15 protein-coding genes are annotated in these 16,521 nt (G+C 61.7%); 9 read left to right on the top strand and 6 right to left on the bottom strand.

All coding sequences use genetic code 11. The features are described 5' to 3' along the window. Positions 1 to 113: 113 nt before the first annotated feature. The 6 genes from RAC79_RS07595 to lpxK all read left to right on the top strand — a co-directional run bounded on the left by RAC79_RS07595 (position 114) and on the right by lpxK (position 6,127). Entirely contained in the window at positions 114 to 1,460 is a 1,347-nt protein-coding gene (locus RAC79_RS07595) for a TldD/PmbA family protein (RefSeq protein WP_003522934.1), read from the top strand. A 93-nt stretch (positions 1,461 to 1,553) separates the two neighbouring features. Further along, on the top strand, positions 1,554 to 2,360 hold the full coding sequence (locus RAC79_RS07590; protein WP_174038844.1) for a 3'(2'),5'-bisphosphate nucleotidase CysQ: 807 nt from the start codon (positions 1,554 to 1,556) through the stop codon (positions 2,358 to 2,360). A 61-nt stretch (positions 2,361 to 2,421) separates the two neighbouring features. Next, positions 2,422 to 2,661 carry a DUF4170 domain-containing protein gene (locus RAC79_RS07585; protein WP_174038845.1) on the top strand — a complete coding sequence of 80 codons (240 nt, stop codon included), beginning with the start codon at positions 2,422 to 2,424 and terminating at the stop codon, positions 2,659 to 2,661. A gap of 216 nt (positions 2,662 to 2,877) precedes the next feature. Next, the gene (gene waaA / locus RAC79_RS07580; RefSeq protein WP_174038846.1) at positions 2,878 to 4,200 is read left to right on the top strand and encodes a lipid IV(A) 3-deoxy-D-manno-octulosonic acid transferase; all 1,323 of its coding nucleotides are present in this window, start codon (positions 2,878 to 2,880) and stop codon (positions 4,198 to 4,200) included. Further along, positions 4,194 to 4,931 carry an HAD family hydrolase gene (locus RAC79_RS07575; RefSeq protein WP_174038847.1) on the top strand — a complete coding sequence of 246 codons (738 nt, stop codon included), beginning with the start codon at positions 4,194 to 4,196 and terminating at the stop codon, positions 4,929 to 4,931. The genes waaA and RAC79_RS07575 overlap by 7 nt, the downstream gene beginning before the upstream one ends. A 149-nt stretch (positions 4,932 to 5,080) precedes the next feature. Then, positions 5,081 to 6,127 carry a tetraacyldisaccharide 4'-kinase gene (gene lpxK, locus RAC79_RS07570; protein ID WP_080856003.1) on the top strand — a complete coding sequence of 349 codons (1,047 nt, stop codon included), beginning with the start codon at positions 5,081 to 5,083 and terminating at the stop codon, positions 6,125 to 6,127. A gap of 193 nt (positions 6,128 to 6,320) precedes the next feature. On the opposite strand, the gene RAC79_RS07565 is transcribed toward lpxK, so the two are convergent. Both RAC79_RS07565 and mutL read right to left on the bottom strand, forming a co-directional pair. Beyond that, positions 6,321 to 6,542, bottom strand: a complete 222-nt coding sequence (locus tag RAC79_RS07565) for a DUF2093 domain-containing protein (RefSeq protein ID WP_174038849.1) — start codon at positions 6,540 to 6,542, stop codon at positions 6,321 to 6,323. A 148-nt stretch (positions 6,543 to 6,690) separates the two neighbouring features. Next, positions 6,691 to 8,523 carry a DNA mismatch repair endonuclease MutL gene (mutL, locus tag RAC79_RS07560; RefSeq protein ID WP_174039000.1) on the bottom strand — a complete coding sequence of 611 codons (1,833 nt, stop codon included), beginning with the start codon at positions 8,521 to 8,523 and terminating at the stop codon, positions 6,691 to 6,693. Positions 8,524 to 8,932: 409 nt separating this feature from the next. On the opposite strand from mutL, the gene RAC79_RS07555 reads away from it, so the two are divergent. Both RAC79_RS07555 and RAC79_RS07550 read left to right on the top strand, forming a co-directional pair. Then, the gene (locus RAC79_RS07555; RefSeq protein WP_174039001.1) at positions 8,933 to 10,552 is read left to right on the top strand and encodes a response regulator; all 1,620 of its coding nucleotides are present in this window, start codon (positions 8,933 to 8,935) and stop codon (positions 10,550 to 10,552) included. Positions 10,553 to 10,638: 86 nt separating this feature from the next. After that, entirely contained in the window at positions 10,639 to 11,991 is a 1,353-nt protein-coding gene (locus RAC79_RS07550; RefSeq protein WP_174038850.1) for a bifunctional diguanylate cyclase/phosphodiesterase, read from the top strand. A 268-nt stretch (positions 11,992 to 12,259) separates the two neighbouring features. Here the strand turns inward: RAC79_RS07550 and RAC79_RS07545 are convergent, their stop codons facing one another. The 4 genes from RAC79_RS07545 to RAC79_RS07530 are packed head-to-tail and all read right to left on the bottom strand — an operon-like array spanning position 12,260 to position 15,484. Then, the gene (locus tag RAC79_RS07545; RefSeq protein WP_174038851.1) at positions 12,260 to 13,147 is read right to left on the bottom strand and encodes an SMP-30/gluconolactonase/LRE family protein; all 888 of its coding nucleotides are present in this window, start codon (positions 13,145 to 13,147) and stop codon (positions 12,260 to 12,262) included. A gap of 4 nt (positions 13,148 to 13,151) precedes the next feature. Continuing rightward, on the bottom strand, positions 13,152 to 13,781 hold the full coding sequence (locus RAC79_RS07540) for a 2-dehydro-3-deoxy-6-phosphogalactonate aldolase (RefSeq protein WP_003521032.1): 630 nt from the start codon (positions 13,779 to 13,781) through the stop codon (positions 13,152 to 13,154). A 15-nt stretch (positions 13,782 to 13,796) separates the two neighbouring features. Beyond that, entirely contained in the window at positions 13,797 to 14,711 is a 915-nt protein-coding gene (locus RAC79_RS07535) for a 2-dehydro-3-deoxygalactonokinase (protein WP_174043989.1), read from the bottom strand. Next, positions 14,711 to 15,484 carry an SDR family NAD(P)-dependent oxidoreductase gene (locus RAC79_RS07530; protein ID WP_222857761.1) on the bottom strand — a complete coding sequence of 258 codons (774 nt, stop codon included), beginning with the start codon at positions 15,482 to 15,484 and terminating at the stop codon, positions 14,711 to 14,713. Before RAC79_RS07530 ends, RAC79_RS07535 begins: the two co-directional genes overlap by 1 nt. 80 nt (positions 15,485 to 15,564) lie before the next feature. Here RAC79_RS07530 and RAC79_RS07525 point away from each other — a divergent pair, with 80 nt between their 5' ends. Beyond that, complete coding sequence (locus RAC79_RS07525) at positions 15,565 to 16,434, top strand: IclR family transcriptional regulator (RefSeq protein ID WP_374996958.1); 870 nt, start codon at positions 15,565 to 15,567, stop codon at positions 16,432 to 16,434. The last annotated feature ends 87 nt before the right edge of the window (positions 16,435 to 16,521 follow it).

Raw genomic sequence — 16,521 nt, 5'->3', positions numbered from 1 at the left:
GGCGGACTTTCGAATAGGGTGGCGACAATACCGTCCGAATGGAGAAAGCGGCGTTTCGCCCTTGATGCGGGGTTGCTGGCACAATAAATGGAACAGGAATGAAAGGCCAACTCATGTCCTCAGAAATAGATTCTTCCAAACTTCTCGATCGCGCCAGCCAGCTTGTCGATCTTGCCCGTGCCGCCGGTGCGGATGAGGCGGATGCCGTTGTCGTCCGCTCCCGCTCGCAATCGGTCGGCGTGCGGCTCGGCAAGGTGGAAAGCACCGAATCCTCCGAAAGCGACGATTTTTCCCTGCGCGTCTTCGTTGGCCGCCGGGTGGCAAGCGTTTCGGCCAATCCGGGCTTCGACCTGAAGACCTTGGCGGAGCGGGCCGTGGCGATGGCGAAGGTTTCGCCGGAAGACCCCTTTGCCTGCCTTGCGGACAAGGAACGGCTGGCCACTTCCTATGACGATCTTCAGCTTTTCGATGCGACGGAAGTGTCGGCCGATCAGCTGCGTGAGGCAGCCCTTGCTTCGGAAGAGGCAGCACTTGCGGTCAAGGGTGTCAGCAATTCCTCCGGCGCCGGCGCATCGAGCGGCATGGGCGGCCTCGTGCTTGCCACCTCGCACGGTTTTTCCGGCAGCTATATGGGCAGCCGCTTCAGCCGTTCCGTCAGCGTCATTGCCGGCGAAGGCACGAAGATGGAGCGCGACTACGATTTCGACAGCCGCCTTTATTATGCCGATCTGGATGCCGCCGAAGAAATCGGCCGCCGCGCCGGGGAAAAAGTCGTGCGCCGTGTCGGCCCGCGCCAGGTCGATACCGGCAGCAACATCACCGTGGTTTTCGATCCGCGCATCGCCCGCGGTTTTGTCGGTGCGATTGCCGGCGCCATCAACGGCGCGTCGGTTGCCCGCAAAACCAGCTTCCTGCGCGATAAGATGGGTCAGCAGGTTCTGAAAAAGGGCCTTTATCTCACCGACGATCCGCAGATCGTGCGCGGCCCGTCCTCGCGTCCCTTCGATGGCGAGGGCGTGCGCGGCGAGAAGATGACGATGATTGAGGACGGTGTTCTCAAGCACTGGTTCCTGTCCACCTCGGCGGCACGGGAACTCGGCCTTGAAACCAACGGTCGCGGCGTGCGCGGCGGCACGGCGGTTTCGCCGGCCTCCACCAATCTGGCGCTGGAGCCGGGCGATCTCTCGCCGGAGGATCTGCTGCGACAGGTCGGAACCGGCTTTTACGTCACCGAGCTGATCGGCCACGGCGCCAATATGATCACGGGTGAATATAGCTGCGGGGCGAGCGGTTTCTGGATCGAGAACGGCGAAAAGACCTTTGCGGTTTCCGAGGTCACCATCGCCTCGAACCTGAAGGACATGTTCATGCGGGTCACGCCGGCCAACGATATCGACCGCAAATACGGCGTCGCCGCCCCGACGCTCGCCATTGAAGGCATGACGATCGCGGGCAAGTGAGACGGCCTGCGGGTTGTTTTCGCCGGCACTTTGTGTGCAAGTGCGAGAAGAAAAACGGGCGCGCCGTGTGAGGCGCGCGGAAAAGACGGCAAAATGAACGATATGGCTGAGGCCCGCTGGGCCTCCGATCTGAGGCTGGTGCTTGAAGCCGCCCGCAAGGCGGGCGAGACGGCCCTCGGTTTCTTCCGCAAGGATCCCGAGGTCTGGTGGAAGAATGGCGGGCTTTCGCCGGTCAGCGCGGCCGACTACGCCGCCAATGAAATTCTCGAAACCATCCTGCGCTCCGCCCGGCCGGAATACGGCTGGCTCTCCGAAGAGACGGATGACGATACGGACAGGCTTTCCCGCTCCACCGTCTTCGTTGTCGACCCCATCGATGGCACCCGCGCCTTCATCGGTGGCCGCGATACCTGGTGCGTCAGCGTCGCGGTGGTGCATGAGGGCCGGCCGGTGGTCGCGGCCCTTGTCGCTCCGGCGCTTGCCGAGGAGTTCACCGCATTGGAAGGCGGCGAAGCGCTGAAAAACGGAGCGCCCGTTTTTGCCGCGCGTGAAAATGCTGGCATCTTCCATCTGGCGGCGCCAGAAGACGTAATCACGCATCTGCCGGAAGAGGTGCGGGGTGGCGTCAAGCGCATTCCGCACGTACCTTCGCTCGCCTATCGGCTGGCCATGGTGGCGGATGGCCGCATCGACGGAACGCTGGTCAAGGCCAACTCGCACGAGTGGGATCTCGCCGCCGCCGACCTCATTCTGGAGAAGGCTGGCGGCCGGCTGGTCGGGCTCGATGGAAAACCTCTGATGTATAATCGCCGGCAGGTGAACCACCCCGCATTGTGCGCTGCAGCAGATTATGCCCTGCCTGTACTTTTGAAAGCGTTTTCACATCTGTCTGACAGTTGACGTTTGCCGGGAAATCCCGCAGATGAAGGCCTCTCTCAGAGTTTAAGAAAGAGACAAAGACATGACGGAATCTGGCAAACAGAAACAGCTGCTGCACCTCGTATTCGGCGGCGAACTGGAAAACCTTCAGGATGTTCAGTTCCGGGATTTGAACGCGCTCGATATCGTCGGTATCTTTCCGGACTATGCTTCCGCGCTCACCGCATGGAAGTCCAAGGCGCAGATGACCGTCGATAACGCCCATATGCGTTATTTTATCGTGCATATGCACCGTCTTCTCAATCCGGACGACAAAATTTGAGTCCTTTTGCCCTTGCGTTGTAATACTATTGGGTGAAAGCGAGTTTTTCCGTGATTCCTGCGCGAGCGGCGCAGGCCGGGAATACCACGGCGAGAAAATGTGATCGCGCTTTCGTTTCCGATGACAAAAAATGACGCAATTTGAGAAGAAGTAGGCGGCGATAACAACCAAAAACAGGGGAAGGGCATTGCGCGGAATGATCAAGGGCAGAATGTCATGAGCAGCCGTATCGCACGTTTCGCTCTTTCCGGTTACCGCATTGCCGGTATCGCCGCTTACCCGTTCGCGAAGCCCTATCTTTCCTACCGGGCGGCGAAGGGCAAGGAAGACAAGCGCCGTCGGCTCGAACGTTTCGGTTATGCGAGCGCCGAGCGCCCGCGCGGGCCGCTGGTCTGGTTCCATGCCGCAAGCGTGGGTGAAACGCTGGCGCTTATTCCGCTGATCCGCGAAATCCGCAAGCGTGATATCTTCGTGCTTTTGACCACCGGCACCGTCACCTCGGCCGAACTGACCCGCACGCGGCTGGGCGACGATGTGATCCATCAATATGTGCCGCTCGATATCAAAATCGCGGTCAACCGTTTCCTGACCTACTGGGCGCCGGATGCAGCCATCACTGCGGAATCGGAAATCTGGCCGGTGACGATGATGGAGCTGGAACGCCGGCACATTCCGCAGATCCGGGTCAATGCGCGCCTCTCCGACCGTTCCTTCGACCGCTGGAAAGCCCGGCATGACATTGCTGAATCGCTGTTTTCCAAGCTGGCGCTGGTGGTTGCGCAGTCCGATCTCGATGCCGAACGTTTCCGCGATCTCGGCTCCTGGCCGGTGGTGATTTCAGGCAACCTGAAGGGCGACACCGACCCGCCGCCATACGACGAGGCGCTGCTGGAGAGCTATCGCAAGCAGGTCGGCAATCGCAAGACATGGGCCGCCATCTCCACTTTCGACGGCGAGGAGAAGGCGGCCGCCACCGTTCATGCGGCGATCAAGTCGCGCAATGGGCAACTGACCATCATCGTGCCGCGCCATCCCGAGCGTGGCGACGATGTCGAGGCGATGCTGAAGGGCATGAATCTTTCGGTCGCCCGCCGCAGCCGCAATGACGTGATTACGCCGGAAACCGATATTTTCCTCGGCGATTCCATCGGCGAAATGGGGCTTTATCTGCGCCTGACCGAGCTTGCCTTCGTCGGCCGCTCCTTGACTGCCGAGGGCGGGCAGAACCCGCTGGAACCGGCCATGCTCGGCTGCGCCGTGCTGTCTGGTGCACATGTGCAGAATTTCCGCGAGGCCTATCAGAAGCTGATCCGCGCCGGCGGCGGTCGTATCATCCGCGATGTGGAGATGCTGGCCAAGGCGGTGCATTATCTGCTGGTCAACGACAATGAGCGTTACAAGATGATCGATGCCGGCAACCGGGTCATTCAGGATATGCGCGGTGCGCTGTCCTCCACCGTCAAGGCGCTGGAACCCTATATCAATCCGCTCACCGTTTCCGCCAAGCTGCAACCGCGGAGCGCCATCGGTTCATGGTAGCGGATATCGAACTCAACGCGGCGCAATCGATCGCCGCAGTCCTTTTCGACAAGGACGGAACGCTTCTCGGTTATGACGCCAGCTGGGGTCCGGTGAACCGCGAGCTTGCGGCGATTGCCGCCAAGGGCGATCCCGCTCTTGCCGACCGGCTTCTTTCCGCCTGCGGCATGGACCCCGTTACCGGTCATGTGGTGCCGGACAGCCTTCTGGCCGCCGGCAACACCGCGGAAATCGCCGCCGGTCTGGTTGCCGCCGGCTCGCCCTGCGATGTCGGGGAACTGACGGCGCGCCTCGACCGGTTGTTCACCGAGGCTGCGGATAAATCCGTGCCGGTGACCGATCTCAAGGCGTTTTTCGCAAGGCTGAAGGCCCGCGGCTACAAGCTCGGCATCGCCTCCAGCGACAATGAAAACTCCATCCGCCAGACGGCCATCCGCTTCGGTTTCGAAAAGGACGTCGATTTTGTCGCGGGATATGACAGCGGTTACGGCACCAAGCCGCAGCCCGGCATGGTTCTCGGTTTCTGCGAGGCGATAGGCTTCCCGCCGGAGCGTGTGGCGGTGGTCGGCGACAATAATCACGATCTGCATATGGCGAAGAACGCCGGTGCCGGTTTGCGTATCGCCGTTTTGACCGGAACAGGCTCGCGCGAAAGCCTCGGCGCGGATGCCGATTTTTGTTTCGACGACATCACCGCGCTTGAAGCGCTTTTGCCGGAACGGGTTCTCTGAACCCGGTGGAATTTCCGCCGGGCCGGGTGCGGCTCCATCAAACCCGTTTATTCCATTTTTGCAATTTACGGTTTTTTCTGGCAAACAGCCTCCTGACATGTGACGGGCGAACGGAATGCCGTGGGCGACGCGGCCGGGAGCGGGAATAGATGGTTTCTGAAGCGCCGCCGTTCTGGTGGCAGAAAGCGGGCTGGCAGGCGTGGCTCCTGTCTCCTTTCTCGCTTCTTTACGGCAAGATCGCCGGCCGGCGGATGCGAACGGCGAAGAGGGCAAGCGTTGCCGTTCCGGTCATCTGCATCGGCAACTTCACCGTGGGTGGCGCCGGCAAGACACCGACGGCGATGGCAATTGCGAGAGCCGCCGTCGCAAAGGGCCTGAAACCCGGATTTCTCAGCCGCGGTTACGGCGGCACGCTCGACGTCACCACCCTTGTCGATCCCGGACAGCACCGCTCGGCCGACGTCGGCGATGAGCCGCTGCTCCTGGCGCGAGAGGCGGTCACGGTCATTTCCCGCAAGCGCGTGGAAGGCGCACACCGGCTGGTGAAGGAAGGCGTTGATCTCATCATCATGGATGACGGTTTCCAGAGCGCACGCCTAACGCTGGATTATGCGCTCGTCGTCATCGATACGATGCGCGGCATCGGCAACGGCCATCTCGTGCCGGGCGGCCCGGTGAGGGCGCCGCTTGCCGAGCAGATGCGGCACATGACCGGGCTCCTGAAGGTCGGCAATGGCCATGCGGCCGATGCCCTGGTCCGGCAGGCGGCAAAGGCCGCCAAACCCGTCTTCGTGGCGGCGATCACGCCGCAGGAGCCGCAGGATTTCAGGGGAAGACGCGTGCTGGCCTATGCGGGCATCGCCGACCCGGCCAAGTTCTATCGAACGGTCGAGGCGCTCGGCGGCGATATCGTGCTGCAGCGCTCCTTCCCGGATCATCACCATTTCAGCGACGACGAGATCGCCGATCTTCTGCAGGACGCCGATAAAGAGAACCTGCAACTGGTGACGACGGCCAAGGACGCGGTACGGCTTAACGGGCACCACGGCCGGGCGGAAGAATTGCTGTGGAACAGCCTGGTGATCGAAATCGACATGGTGTTCGACGACCCCAACGCGGCCGCGACGATCATCGATACGGCGGTGAGGAACTGCCGTGCGCGTCTGCTGCGGGACAATGCGCGGACGTCGCTTTAGAGCACCGAAGAAGATAAACCGCCGTATACTCACTTCCCCTCATTCCTGTGCTTGTCACAGGAATCCAGTCGACGCGCGTCCGCGCGGCGGGGAGAGTTCTTTCAGTCCAAGGACTTGGGCTGGCTGGATCCCTGTGACAAGCACAGGGATGAGGGGAGGCACACGCGCCATACTCAATGCGCCGCTTCCCAACTCACGCCGGCAAATTGCCAGCCTTCTTTTCGGCTTCCAGCGAAGCCGCCGCATCCACATAGGCCTCCTGCCGCACCACGCTCCAGTAGCGCAGCTCATCTACGGGGATTGTCTTGCCTGTCACGGCGCAGATGACGTGCGAGCCGGTCTGGACGATGCGGAAGTCACCGTCGAGATATTCGATGACGGCGAGGCGGTTGCCGCCTCCTTCAAATCTGTTCATCCGTTTTCGTCTCCTGCTCTGTCCCGTCAGGGCACCCAGTCCGAAACGGCGCAGCGTTTTCCTGAACAATTGGGTGCTCCAGTATCTCAAATTTATATAGCCCGGCGCGGCGCAAGGCCAGCCCCACCGTTCGTGCGTGTATGAAGCGTCAGCTACGGCCGAAGAGCCGTTCTATATCGGAAAGTTTCAGTTCGATATAGGTCGGGCGGCCGTGATTGCACTGGCCGGAACCCGGCGTGTTTTCCATCTGCCGCAGAAGCGCGTTCATCTCTTCCGGCCGCATGCGCCGGCCGGAGCGCACGGAGCCATGGCAGGCCATGGTGGCTGCGACATATTCCAGCTTGTTGGCAAGCGTGGAGGCGGCGTCCCATTCGGCGATCTCGTCGGCAAGCTGGCGCACCAGCCCCTGCACATTGACTTCGCCCAGCATGGCGGGCGTTTCGCGAACGGCGACGGCGCCCGGCCCGAAACGCTCGATGACGAGCCCCAGCGCATCGAAACCGGCGGCGTGATCCATCAGCCGGTCGCAATCCTCTTCCGGCAGGTCGATGATTTCAGGAATGAGCAGCACCTGCGAAGGCGGCCGCCTGGAATGCAGCGCATTGCGCATCTGTTCGAACACCAGCCGCTCATGCGCAGCATGCTGGTCGACGATGACGAGGCCGTTTTCCGTCTGCGCGATGATGTAGTTCTCGTGCAGCTGCGCCCGTGCCGCTCCAAGCGGATACACCACCGGCTCTGGTGAAGAGTCAGGGGAGGCCTCGTAAGCCTCGCGCGGTTCGGCCCGCGCCGTTGGCATGGTGATATCGGAAAAGCGCGATTGCACCGCTTCGGCAAATTGCATGTTCCCGGAAACGGCGAGCGGCCGCGACGGGGACGTGGCCGCGGACCATGGCGCGGGGGCAGCCATGGAAGGCGACGGCCGGAGGCCGGACGGGCTGTAGCCGGGGCGGAAGGCGTTCATCATCTGGTTCGCACCCGTCGTTGCGGCCCTGTCGCCGTCACGAGTCAGCGCCTGCCGGATCGCGCCGACGATAAGCCCGCGAATGAGGCCGGGATCGCGAAAACGCACATCGGATTTTGCCGGGTGCACGTTCACGTCCACAAAGGCGGGATCGAGCGTGATGGACAACACCGCGACCGGATATCGCCCATGCGGCACGGTTTCGGCATAAGCGCCGCGAATGGCGGATAAAAGCAGCTTGTCCTGCACCGGGCGGCCATTGACGAAGACATATTGATGCGCCGAGTTACCGCGATTGAAGGTCGGCACGCCGGCAAAACCGGAGAGCGTCACATCCTCGCGCCCGGCATCGATTTCGATGGCGTTGTCCTTGAACTCGGCACCGAGGATTTGCGCCATGCGGGCAAGATGGTCGTCACCGGTCGAAGGGATTTCGAGCGTCGAGCGGTCGGTGCCGGAAAGTACGAAACGGATATGCGGAAAGGCGATTGCCATGCGCTTGACGACCTCGGTAATGGCCGCCGCCTCCGCCCGTTCCGTTTTCAGGAATTTTAACCGCGCCGGCGTGGCGAAGAACAGGTCGCGCACCTCGACGATGGTGCCGGCATTCGAGGCGGCGGGCCGCACATCGGACACCTTGCCGCCGGTGACGGAAATCACCGAACCCTGTTCCGCGCCCTGTTGGCGGCTGGTGATTGTCAGCTTGGCGACCGAGCCGATGGAGGGCAGCGCCTCGCCGCGAAACCCGAGCGTGCGGATATCGTCCAGCGTATCGGAAATCTTCGAGGTACAATGACGCCGCACCGCAAGCTCAAGATCGGCGGGCGACATGCCGGAGCCGTTGTCGGTGATCCGCACCAGCCCCTTGCCGCCGCCCGCCGTGGCGATCTCGATCCGCGTCGCGCCGGCGTCGATGGCGTTTTCCACCAGTTCCTTCGTGGCGCTGGAGGGTCTTTCGATGACCTCGCCGGCGGCGATCTGGTTGATGAGGGTTTCTGAAAGCTGCTTGATGGCCATGATCGTCATTTTCGCGGATTCGCCGTGGCTTCGAAAGCAAAAAACTCGAACTGCGGAAATTTGCACATGTTTTGCGGCCTGTCCGGCATTCGATCATTTCCGTCAACTTGGCATTAAGCGTTAATCCGCCTTTAATCGGCCTTGATTATGGTGAGGCGGCTTGAAATGACCGCAGGAACGGGGCCGCCTTCGCCGGGCGGTGTGTGACGTCGAATATGGGTGAGCGTCATCTTCCCCTCAAGACTGCTTCAAGTTGCAAACCCTGATGTCTCTTTTTCGGAATTTTTCGTTTCATCCCGGCATCAGCCCCGGACGATTCCACTAGAAACATAAGCCTGACCCCTGAAAAACAGGCGGGAGTTTGCAGTTGAGTGATTTGGCGTCCTCTGGCGCGGGCGTTCATACGGTGATGCTTGATGCCCTTTGCGACGCGCTTGGCGCGGCGATCGTCGTTTACGACCGGAACGATCACATTATTTTCGCAAGCCGGAAACTCTTGAGCTTTTTTCCGCTGGAAGAGGCCGTCGTTGGCCCGGGCGCACGGCTGCGCGACTATCTGAGCGCGCTTTACGATTGTTATCTGCTCGAGGCGGAAAGCCTCGCCGCCAATGCTCGCCCGCTCGGCCGGGAGGAATGGATCGGCGAGCGGCTGGCGCTGCACTGGAAGGAAAGATCGGAAAAAACCGAGCGGCTGAAGGGAGAACGCTTCCTGCGCTTCGTCATGAACCGCCTGCCGTCGGGCCTCGGCATCAGCGTGGTGGCGGATATTTCCGAACAGAAGAAGCGCGAAGAGCAATGGCGCATCGACCTCGAGCGCGTGCAGCTCATCGAGGATATTCTCGACAATCTGCCGTTTCCCGTCTTCGTCAAGGACCGGAACATGGCCTATGCCGCCGTCAACAAATCCGCCTGCGCTTTGGTCGAAACCAGCCCCGAGAGCATTCTCGGCCGCACCGTTTTCGATCTCCACTCGCGCAAGGTCGCCGGACGGATCGATATTGCCGATCGCATGGTGCTGGATAGCGGCACGCCGAGCGTCATCCCCGAAAGGGTGCGGCGGCTGAATGGCGAAGAGGTGCTGACCATCACCCGCAAACAGCGTGTGGGCAGGCCCGGGCGATATTTCCTGGTGACGACGATGGAGGACGTGACCGCTCTCGCCACCATCGATGCCAACGGCATGCCCGTCATCCCCTCGCTCGAACATGTCCCTTTCGTCGCCTCCACTTACGGCAGGGATGAGGAAACGGACAAGCGCGGCGGCGTTTTAAAGAGCAAGGCGGTGCTGATCGTCTCTGAAAACGGACGCTTTGCGGAAGCCGCCGGTCGCCGGCTGACGGCTGGCGGCATGGACCATGCGGCGGTGACGAGCGAGGACGAGCAGCGCGCCTTCATCGATGTCGCGACCTCCGCCGGTGTGAGCATCGATGTGGTCGTTGTCGACGCCCAGATGAGCGTCGCCTGCCTCGATATTGCCGCCGCGCATGATCTGCCCGTCGTCACCATCGAGGAAGAGGAAATAGACGCTTCGCTGCTGCATTATCTTGCGGCCGGGCTGCAATCGTCCCCGAAGGAGAAAACCGCTGACGAGGACTGGGAGATCATGACGGAGGACCTGCCTGAAATCCTCAAGACCGGCGGTGTCTGCGATATACTTCTCGTCGAGGATAACAGGGTCAACCAGATCGTCTTTTCGCAGATACTCGAGGGTCTCGGGCTTTCCTGGCGGCTTGCCACTTCGGGCGAGGAAGCCCTGCGTCTCTTTGCCGAACAGCCGCCTTCCGCCGTCCTGCTCGACACGACGCTGGGCGATATCGACGGCTTCGAGGTCGCGCGCCGCATGCGCAGCCTTTGCGGCGAAAAGCACATTCCCATCGTCGGCGTCATCACCCACGCTTTCGAGGGCGATCTCGATAAATGCCGCGCGTCCGGCATGGACGACATGCTGCTGAAGCCCGTCAGCCCGGATATGGTCGAGGCGGTTTTCCTGCGGCTTTTCGGCAATGATGTCCTGCGGCTGCAGGCATGACGTAGCCTTTGTCAGGAGGCTATGGCTTTTTTAATACTTGCCCTGCATTGTGAGCGCGGTCGACACAGGATTCACGAGATGCAGGAATGAAACGGGCAGAGCCGCAAACGTTGCAGGTCAGCCAGAACGAGCTGCAGGCGATGGCCTACAGCGACCCGCTGACGGGGCTCGGCAACCGCTACCGTCTGCGGGACAAGATTCGCATGCTTGCCAGCGAGCGCTCCAGCGATCCCGCGCCCTTCACGGTCGGCATCGCCAATATAGACGGCTTCAAACCCATCAACGATCTGTTCGGCGTGCAGGCGGGCGATGAAATCCTCTGCCAGGTCGCGCACCGGCTGAAGGCCTGCATTCCCGATGGCGCGGTCGTGACGCGCCATGACGGCGACGAATTCGCCTTCGTGCTGCCGCTGGTGTTCGAGCGCACGGGCGCCGAGCGCATCGGCAACATGATCAAGGACGTGCTTTCTGCCCCTTACGATCTCGGCGACCGCAATGTCCGCCTGTCCTCCTCCTTCGGTTTTGCCATCTATCCCTTCGCCGGCGATGAATTCGAGGATTTGCTGAAAAGCGCCGAGACGGCGCTCTATCGCTCCAAGAGACGTGGCCGCGGCCAGATCACGGTCTATTCGCGCGAAATCGCGCAGGAAATGAAGCGGGCCACGCAACTGGAACAGGCGCTCAGAAACGCCATCATCACCGATGCCATCGACGTGCATTTTCAGCCCATCGTCAGGCTGGAAGAGGCGAAGGTCATCGGTTTCGAAGCGCTGGCCCGCTGGAACGATCCGGACCTCGGTTTCGTATCGCCCGCCGTTTTCGTGCCGCTTGCCGAAGAGCGCGGCTTCATCGACGCGCTGTCGGAAGCTCTGCTCCGAAAGGCGGCGGAGGCAGCCCTGTTCTGGCCGCGTGAACTCTTCCTGTCCTTCAACCTCTCTTCCGCGCAATTGATGGACCCCAGCACGGCGGACAATATTCTCTCCATCCTCTCGCGTGTCGGCCTAGATCCGCACCGGCTGGAGCTTGAAATCACCGAAACGGCTGTGATGACTTCCGCAGATACCGCCCAGCGCATCATCAGCGAGTTGCAGAGCGCCGGCGTTCGCATTTCTCTGGATGATTTCGGCACCGGCCAGTCGAGCCTCGGCCGCTTGCGCGATTTCACTTTCGACAAGGTGAAGATCGACCGCGCCTTCGTCTCGCGCATCAGCAGCGACCGCCCCTCGGAACATATCATCAAGGCCATCGTCGCCATGTGCGAAGGGCTCGATCTCGAAGTCGTGGCCGAAGGGATCGAAGAACGGGCGGAAGAGGAAAAGCTGCGCGCACTCGGCTGCGCCATGGGGCAGGGCTATTTCTACGGCCGCCCCGCCGATGCCGCCGCGACCCAGCGCTATCTGCACGAGAATTACCGCGAGATAATGTCGGATATTTCCTGAGGCGGTACGGCTTGGCCGTGACGCTTGTTGGAGAAAACTGCATCTCGGCCAAGCTTGTGTGCGCCGGCGCATCCCCACAACCCTCATTCCTGTGCTTGTCACAGGAATCCAGCCGACGCGCGTCTGCGCGGCGAAACGACTCCTTTCAGCCCAAGGACTTGGGCTGGCTAGATTCCTGTGACAAGCACAGGAATGAGGGAGGTCGTTTCGGGAACAACCCTTGCCAGAAGGCTCTCCACGTTTTGTTGCGTGCGGCCTGCGCCGCGCCTTAAAGCCTGTAAAGCGGCTCGAACCGGCCCTTCACCTCAACCCCCAGCTCGAACGTCAGCCCGTGCTGCGGATTGGCGGCAAGGGCGTCGTCATCGAGATTTTCGCGCGCCGAGGTGACGAGAAGGCGCGATGCGTCGGGGCCGATGAAGGCCGGGCAGGTCGTCTGTGTGCCGGGCACCTCATATCGGGCAATGTGATTGCCGTCCGCATCGTAACGATCCACAGCGCCCACGCCCCAGCGGGCGTTCCAGATATGCCCTTCGGCATCGCAGACCGACCCGTCGATGCCACCTTTGATACCGGTGGAATCGATGAAGACTTCAGCCTTGCCTGCGGGAAGGCCGGTCTCGGCATCGAGCGGCACCCGCATCAGCTTGTTCACCTTGGTATCGACGTAATATCCCGTCGCGCCATCGGGAGAAAAGCAGATCGAATTCGGAATGCTGATCTCGGCAAACAGCTTGGTCACGGTGCCCTTCGCGACATGATAGATGCTACCCGCGCCGGTCTCCGCCTTGCGGCCCATGGTGCCGATCCACAGGGCGCCGGAGGGGTGCATACGCCCGTCATTGGAGCGGTTGCTGGGCAAATCCTTTTCCAGCTCGGCATGCAGCGTCAGCACGCCGGTTGCCGTGTCGCGCAGGAAAAGCCCGTCATCGGAGGCGATCAGCTGCTTGCTGTCGCTAACCTTGGCGAGCGCACTGCCCATGAAGGGCAAAGCGTGCACGGTCTTGCGGCCGGAGGCGAGATGCAGCTCATGCAGTTCCCGCTTGAGAATATTGAACCACCAGGCGGTGCCGGTCGCAGGGTCGAAGGTCGGGCCTTCGCCGAGCAGCATCGGCGTTTCATCCAGAACACGTCCGGCAAAGGGAAAAACAGTCGCCAAGCTCTTATCCTCCGATGGCTGCATCATAGGCTGAAAGTGTGACAGTGGCGCGTTCGCGCACCTCCGCCGCCGTCATGCCCGGCTTGTAAAGGCTGGTGCCAAGCCCGAAAGCCACGATACCGGCCGAGGTATATTCAGCGAAATTCTTGTCCGAGACGCCGCCGACGGCGGCGATGACCAGATCCTTCGGCAGGATCGTCCGGATCGCATTGATGCCGGCGGGGCCGATGATGCTGGCGGGAAAGAACTTCAGCCCCGTCGCACCGGCCTTCGCGGCCACCAGCGCCTCGGTGGGGGTGAGAACACCTGGCATCGTCACCATGCCCTTGACGCGCGCGGCGACGATCACATCGGCGTCGGCATTGGGGCTCACCATCAGCTTGCCGCCGGCCGCATCCAGCGAGGCCACGTCTTCCACGCTGAGCACGGTGCCAGCGCCGATCAGGCAATCGGCGGGCGCCATCTTCGCGGCGATCTCGATGGAGCGGAACGGATCGGGCGAATTGAGCGGAATTTCAATGGCGCGGAAGCCGGTTTCGATCAGCGCGCCGACGACGCCTTCGGTTTCCTCGGGTTTCAGACCGCGCAGGATGGCGATCAGCGGATATTTGATGGAAGGGAAGGGAATACGCATGGTCGATCTTTCTTCTTATGGCCAGATGGCATTTGCAGCGGCCAGCAATCCGCGCCGCACGGCCTCGTCTGCATCGATGACCGTATAGTGGATATCAAGGGCGGTGAAGGCGCCTTCGTAAAGGGCGCCGAGCGCACCGGAACCGATCAGCACCACCGGTGTCTCGCGCCGCGCGGTGGAATGCGCGCCGGCGATTTCCAGCCCGATCATGATGCCGGAGAGCTTGGCCTTGGCGTCGGTGGCGGTAAGGCCGTGCAGCAACTGGCCGGATCGAAGGGTGAAAAAGCGATTGGTCGCAAGCTGCGGATTGGCATAGATGTCGCGCACCGCCGCCGTGAAAGCCGCATGCTCGCCGGTAAAGGCTTCGGCCTCGGCCACCGCATGGGAAAGGATGGTCTGTTTCGAGACGACTTCGAAGAGTTCGCCGGTCATGAACGTGGCGAAGCCGGTCACGCCGCCATCCTTCACGGTCACCCATTTGGAATGGGTGCCGGGCATGCAGACAAGTTTCTCACCGGCGTCCGAGGAGGCGAGAGCGCCGAGCAATTGCGTTTCCTCGCCGCGCATCACGTCGGGCGCGTTTTTATCCCGCTGCGCCAGCCCCGGCAGAATGCGCACATCCCGCGCCTGGCCCGGCACGCGAACCGCGCCATCGAGAACCGCCGAAAGCGATGCCGGCACATCGATATAACCCGCCTCGACCCAGCCCTGCCGCGCGCCTGCCATGCCGCAGACGAGAACCGGCAAACCTTCCGGCGCGCCGATGGCGTCGAGATGCGATTGCAGCACATCGGCAAAACCGGTCCGCATGGCGGTGGTCATGCCTTCCGTGCTTCTGCGCTCCGCCAGCACCGCGCCCGATCGGCTCATGAGCCAGAGCCGGAAACTGGTCGTGCCCCAGTCGACGGCGATGAAAGCGGGTTCAGACATTATAGGAGGCCTCCGTCTACGATTATGGATTGCGCCGTGATGGCGCTCGATGCCGATGATGCGAGAAACAGGCACGGGCCCGCCAGATCGGCGGCGACGAGCGTGCGTTTCAGACATTGCCGCGCGGTGGTGGCGGCAATGCCCTCATCCGTCAGCCAAAGTTCCTTCTGCCGCTCCGTCACGATCATGCCGGGCAGCAGCGTGTTAACGCGGATGTTTTCCGGGCCCAGCCGGCCGGCGAGGCTTTTCGTCAGCCCGATAATGCCGGCCTTGGCCGCCGCATATGAGGGCAACTCGCCCATGTTGAGCAGAAACGAGATGGACGAGAAATTGACGATGGAGGCGTCCTTCGACTGCCGCAGATAGGGCAGGGCTGCCTGAACCGTGAAGAACATCTGCTTGAGATTGACTGCTTGATTGGCGTCCCAATAGGCTTCCGTCACCGTGTCTATGTCGTGGCGGTCGTCCCAGGCGGCGTTGTTGACCAGTACCTTGATGCCGCCGGTGGCGGAGGCCGCGGCCTCCACCGTCTGTCCGATCGCCGCAATATCGCGAAGGTCGGTTTTGAAGAAGTGGACGGGATGCTTCGTCGTTGTCGCAAGCCGCTTGACGAGCGCCAGGCTCGGCTCTTCGGCAATATCGATGAACGAAACCTTCGCGCCCTGCATCGCAAAGGCTTCCACCAGCGATGCCCCGATGCCGGAACCGCCGCCGGTGACGAGCACGCCCGCATCCTTGAGGTCCGGAAATTGGGCTTGCGTCATCGGCGTCATCTCGTCCACGAAAGGCTTGATTGTTCCATTATTTGGAACTAGATTTTACTAAGTGGAATTATTCTCTTGGCGTCACGCTTATGTCAAGGCAGATGATGGTGGATGTTGCCATGCCCGATAATAAAAAGCCCAATAGGCAAAAGCCTGATGCGGTTCCGGTGATGCAACGGAAAACCGGAGTTGAGACGGGCACGCTCGGCAAGGCCGTCTCGTTGCTGGAGCTGATCGCCTTTGCTGAAAAACCGATGCGCTTTACCGATGTGGTCGAAGCCTGCGGCCAGCCGCGCGGCACGGTTCATCGCCAGCTCGCCCATCTTGTCGCCGAAGGCCTTGTCGATCACGCTGCCGATCAGACCTATGCCGTGGGGCTGAGGTTGCTGCAACTGGCCGCGAAGGCCTGGAGCGGCAACGACCTGCGAAGCGTCGCGGCTCCCCATCTGGCGGCGTTGCAGGAGGTGACGCAGGAGTCCGTGCATCTCGCCGTGCTGAACGGCAGACAGGTCACCTATCTCGACAAGATGGAGGGGCAGCATACATTGCGCATGCATTCGCAGGTCGGCAAAACCTCGCCAGCCTATTGCACCGGCGTGGGCAAGGCGGCGCTGTCGCTGCTCTCCGCCGACGATCTGGCGCAGCTGGCGGCGGAACTGGATTTTCATCGCTTCACGGAAAGCACGCTCACGACGCCGGAAGCGCTGATGGCGGAAGTGGCGACCATTCGCGACAACGGCTACGGGTTCGACCTTCAGGAACACGAGATCGGAATTCACTGCGTCGCAGCACCCGTCCGGGCGCCCGGCCGCAATTTTCGCGCGGCGATTTCCGTCACCGGTCCGGCCTATCGTGTGGATGTGGAACAGCTTCGCAAATGGGCCCCTCTGGTGCGCGAGACCGCCGACAGGATTTCCGACGATCTTGCCTGCCGATTATCCCCGGTTGCGGATGGTTGAAGAAAACAGGGCGCGCAGTCCCTGGATTTGCCCGTCCGGAACCGCCGGCCATGCACCCATTCTTATGCGTTCGACATTATTTTCGAC

The organism is Agrobacterium sp. LR_9 (assembly GCF_041954855.1).
Lineage (GTDB): Bacteria > Pseudomonadota > Alphaproteobacteria > Rhizobiales > Rhizobiaceae > Agrobacterium > Agrobacterium leguminum.
Note: the sequence above shows the minus strand (reverse complement) of the source record. Positions and strands in the feature narration are given on the sequence as shown.

Coding starts and splice junctions, on each gene's coding strand:
- RAC79_RS07595 (WP_003522934.1), top strand. CDS start 114: ATGTCCTCAGAAATAGATTCTTCCAAACTTCTCGATCGCGCCAGCCAG.
- RAC79_RS07590 (WP_174038844.1), top strand. CDS start 1,554: ATGAACGATATGGCTGAGGCCCGCTGGGCCTCCGATCTGAGGCTGGTG.
- RAC79_RS07585 (WP_174038845.1), top strand. CDS start 2,422: ATGACGGAATCTGGCAAACAGAAACAGCTGCTGCACCTCGTATTCGGC.
- waaA (WP_174038846.1), top strand. CDS start 2,878: ATGAGCAGCCGTATCGCACGTTTCGCTCTTTCCGGTTACCGCATTGCC.
- RAC79_RS07575 (WP_174038847.1), top strand. CDS start 4,194: ATGGTAGCGGATATCGAACTCAACGCGGCGCAATCGATCGCCGCAGTC.
- lpxK (WP_080856003.1), top strand. CDS start 5,081: ATGGTTTCTGAAGCGCCGCCGTTCTGGTGGCAGAAAGCGGGCTGGCAG.
- RAC79_RS07565 (WP_174038849.1), bottom strand. CDS start 6,542: ATGAACAGATTTGAAGGAGGCGGCAACCGCCTCGCCGTCATCGAATAT.
- mutL (WP_174039000.1), bottom strand. CDS start 8,523: ATGGCCATCAAGCAGCTTTCAGAAACCCTCATCAACCAGATCGCCGCC.
- RAC79_RS07555 (WP_174039001.1), top strand. CDS start 8,933: ATGCTTGATGCCCTTTGCGACGCGCTTGGCGCGGCGATCGTCGTTTAC.
- RAC79_RS07550 (WP_174038850.1), top strand. CDS start 10,639: ATGAAACGGGCAGAGCCGCAAACGTTGCAGGTCAGCCAGAACGAGCTG.
- RAC79_RS07540 (WP_003521032.1), bottom strand. CDS start 13,781: ATGCGTATTCCCTTCCCTTCCATCAAATATCCGCTGATCGCCATCCTG.
- RAC79_RS07535 (WP_174043989.1), bottom strand. CDS start 14,711: ATGTCTGAACCCGCTTTCATCGCCGTCGACTGGGGCACGACCAGTTTC.
- RAC79_RS07530 (WP_222857761.1), bottom strand. CDS start 15,484: ATGACGCCGATGACGCAAGCCCAATTTCCGGACCTCAAGGATGCGGGC.
- RAC79_RS07525 (WP_374996958.1), top strand. CDS start 15,565: ATGTCAAGGCAGATGATGGTGGATGTTGCCATGCCCGATAATAAAAAG.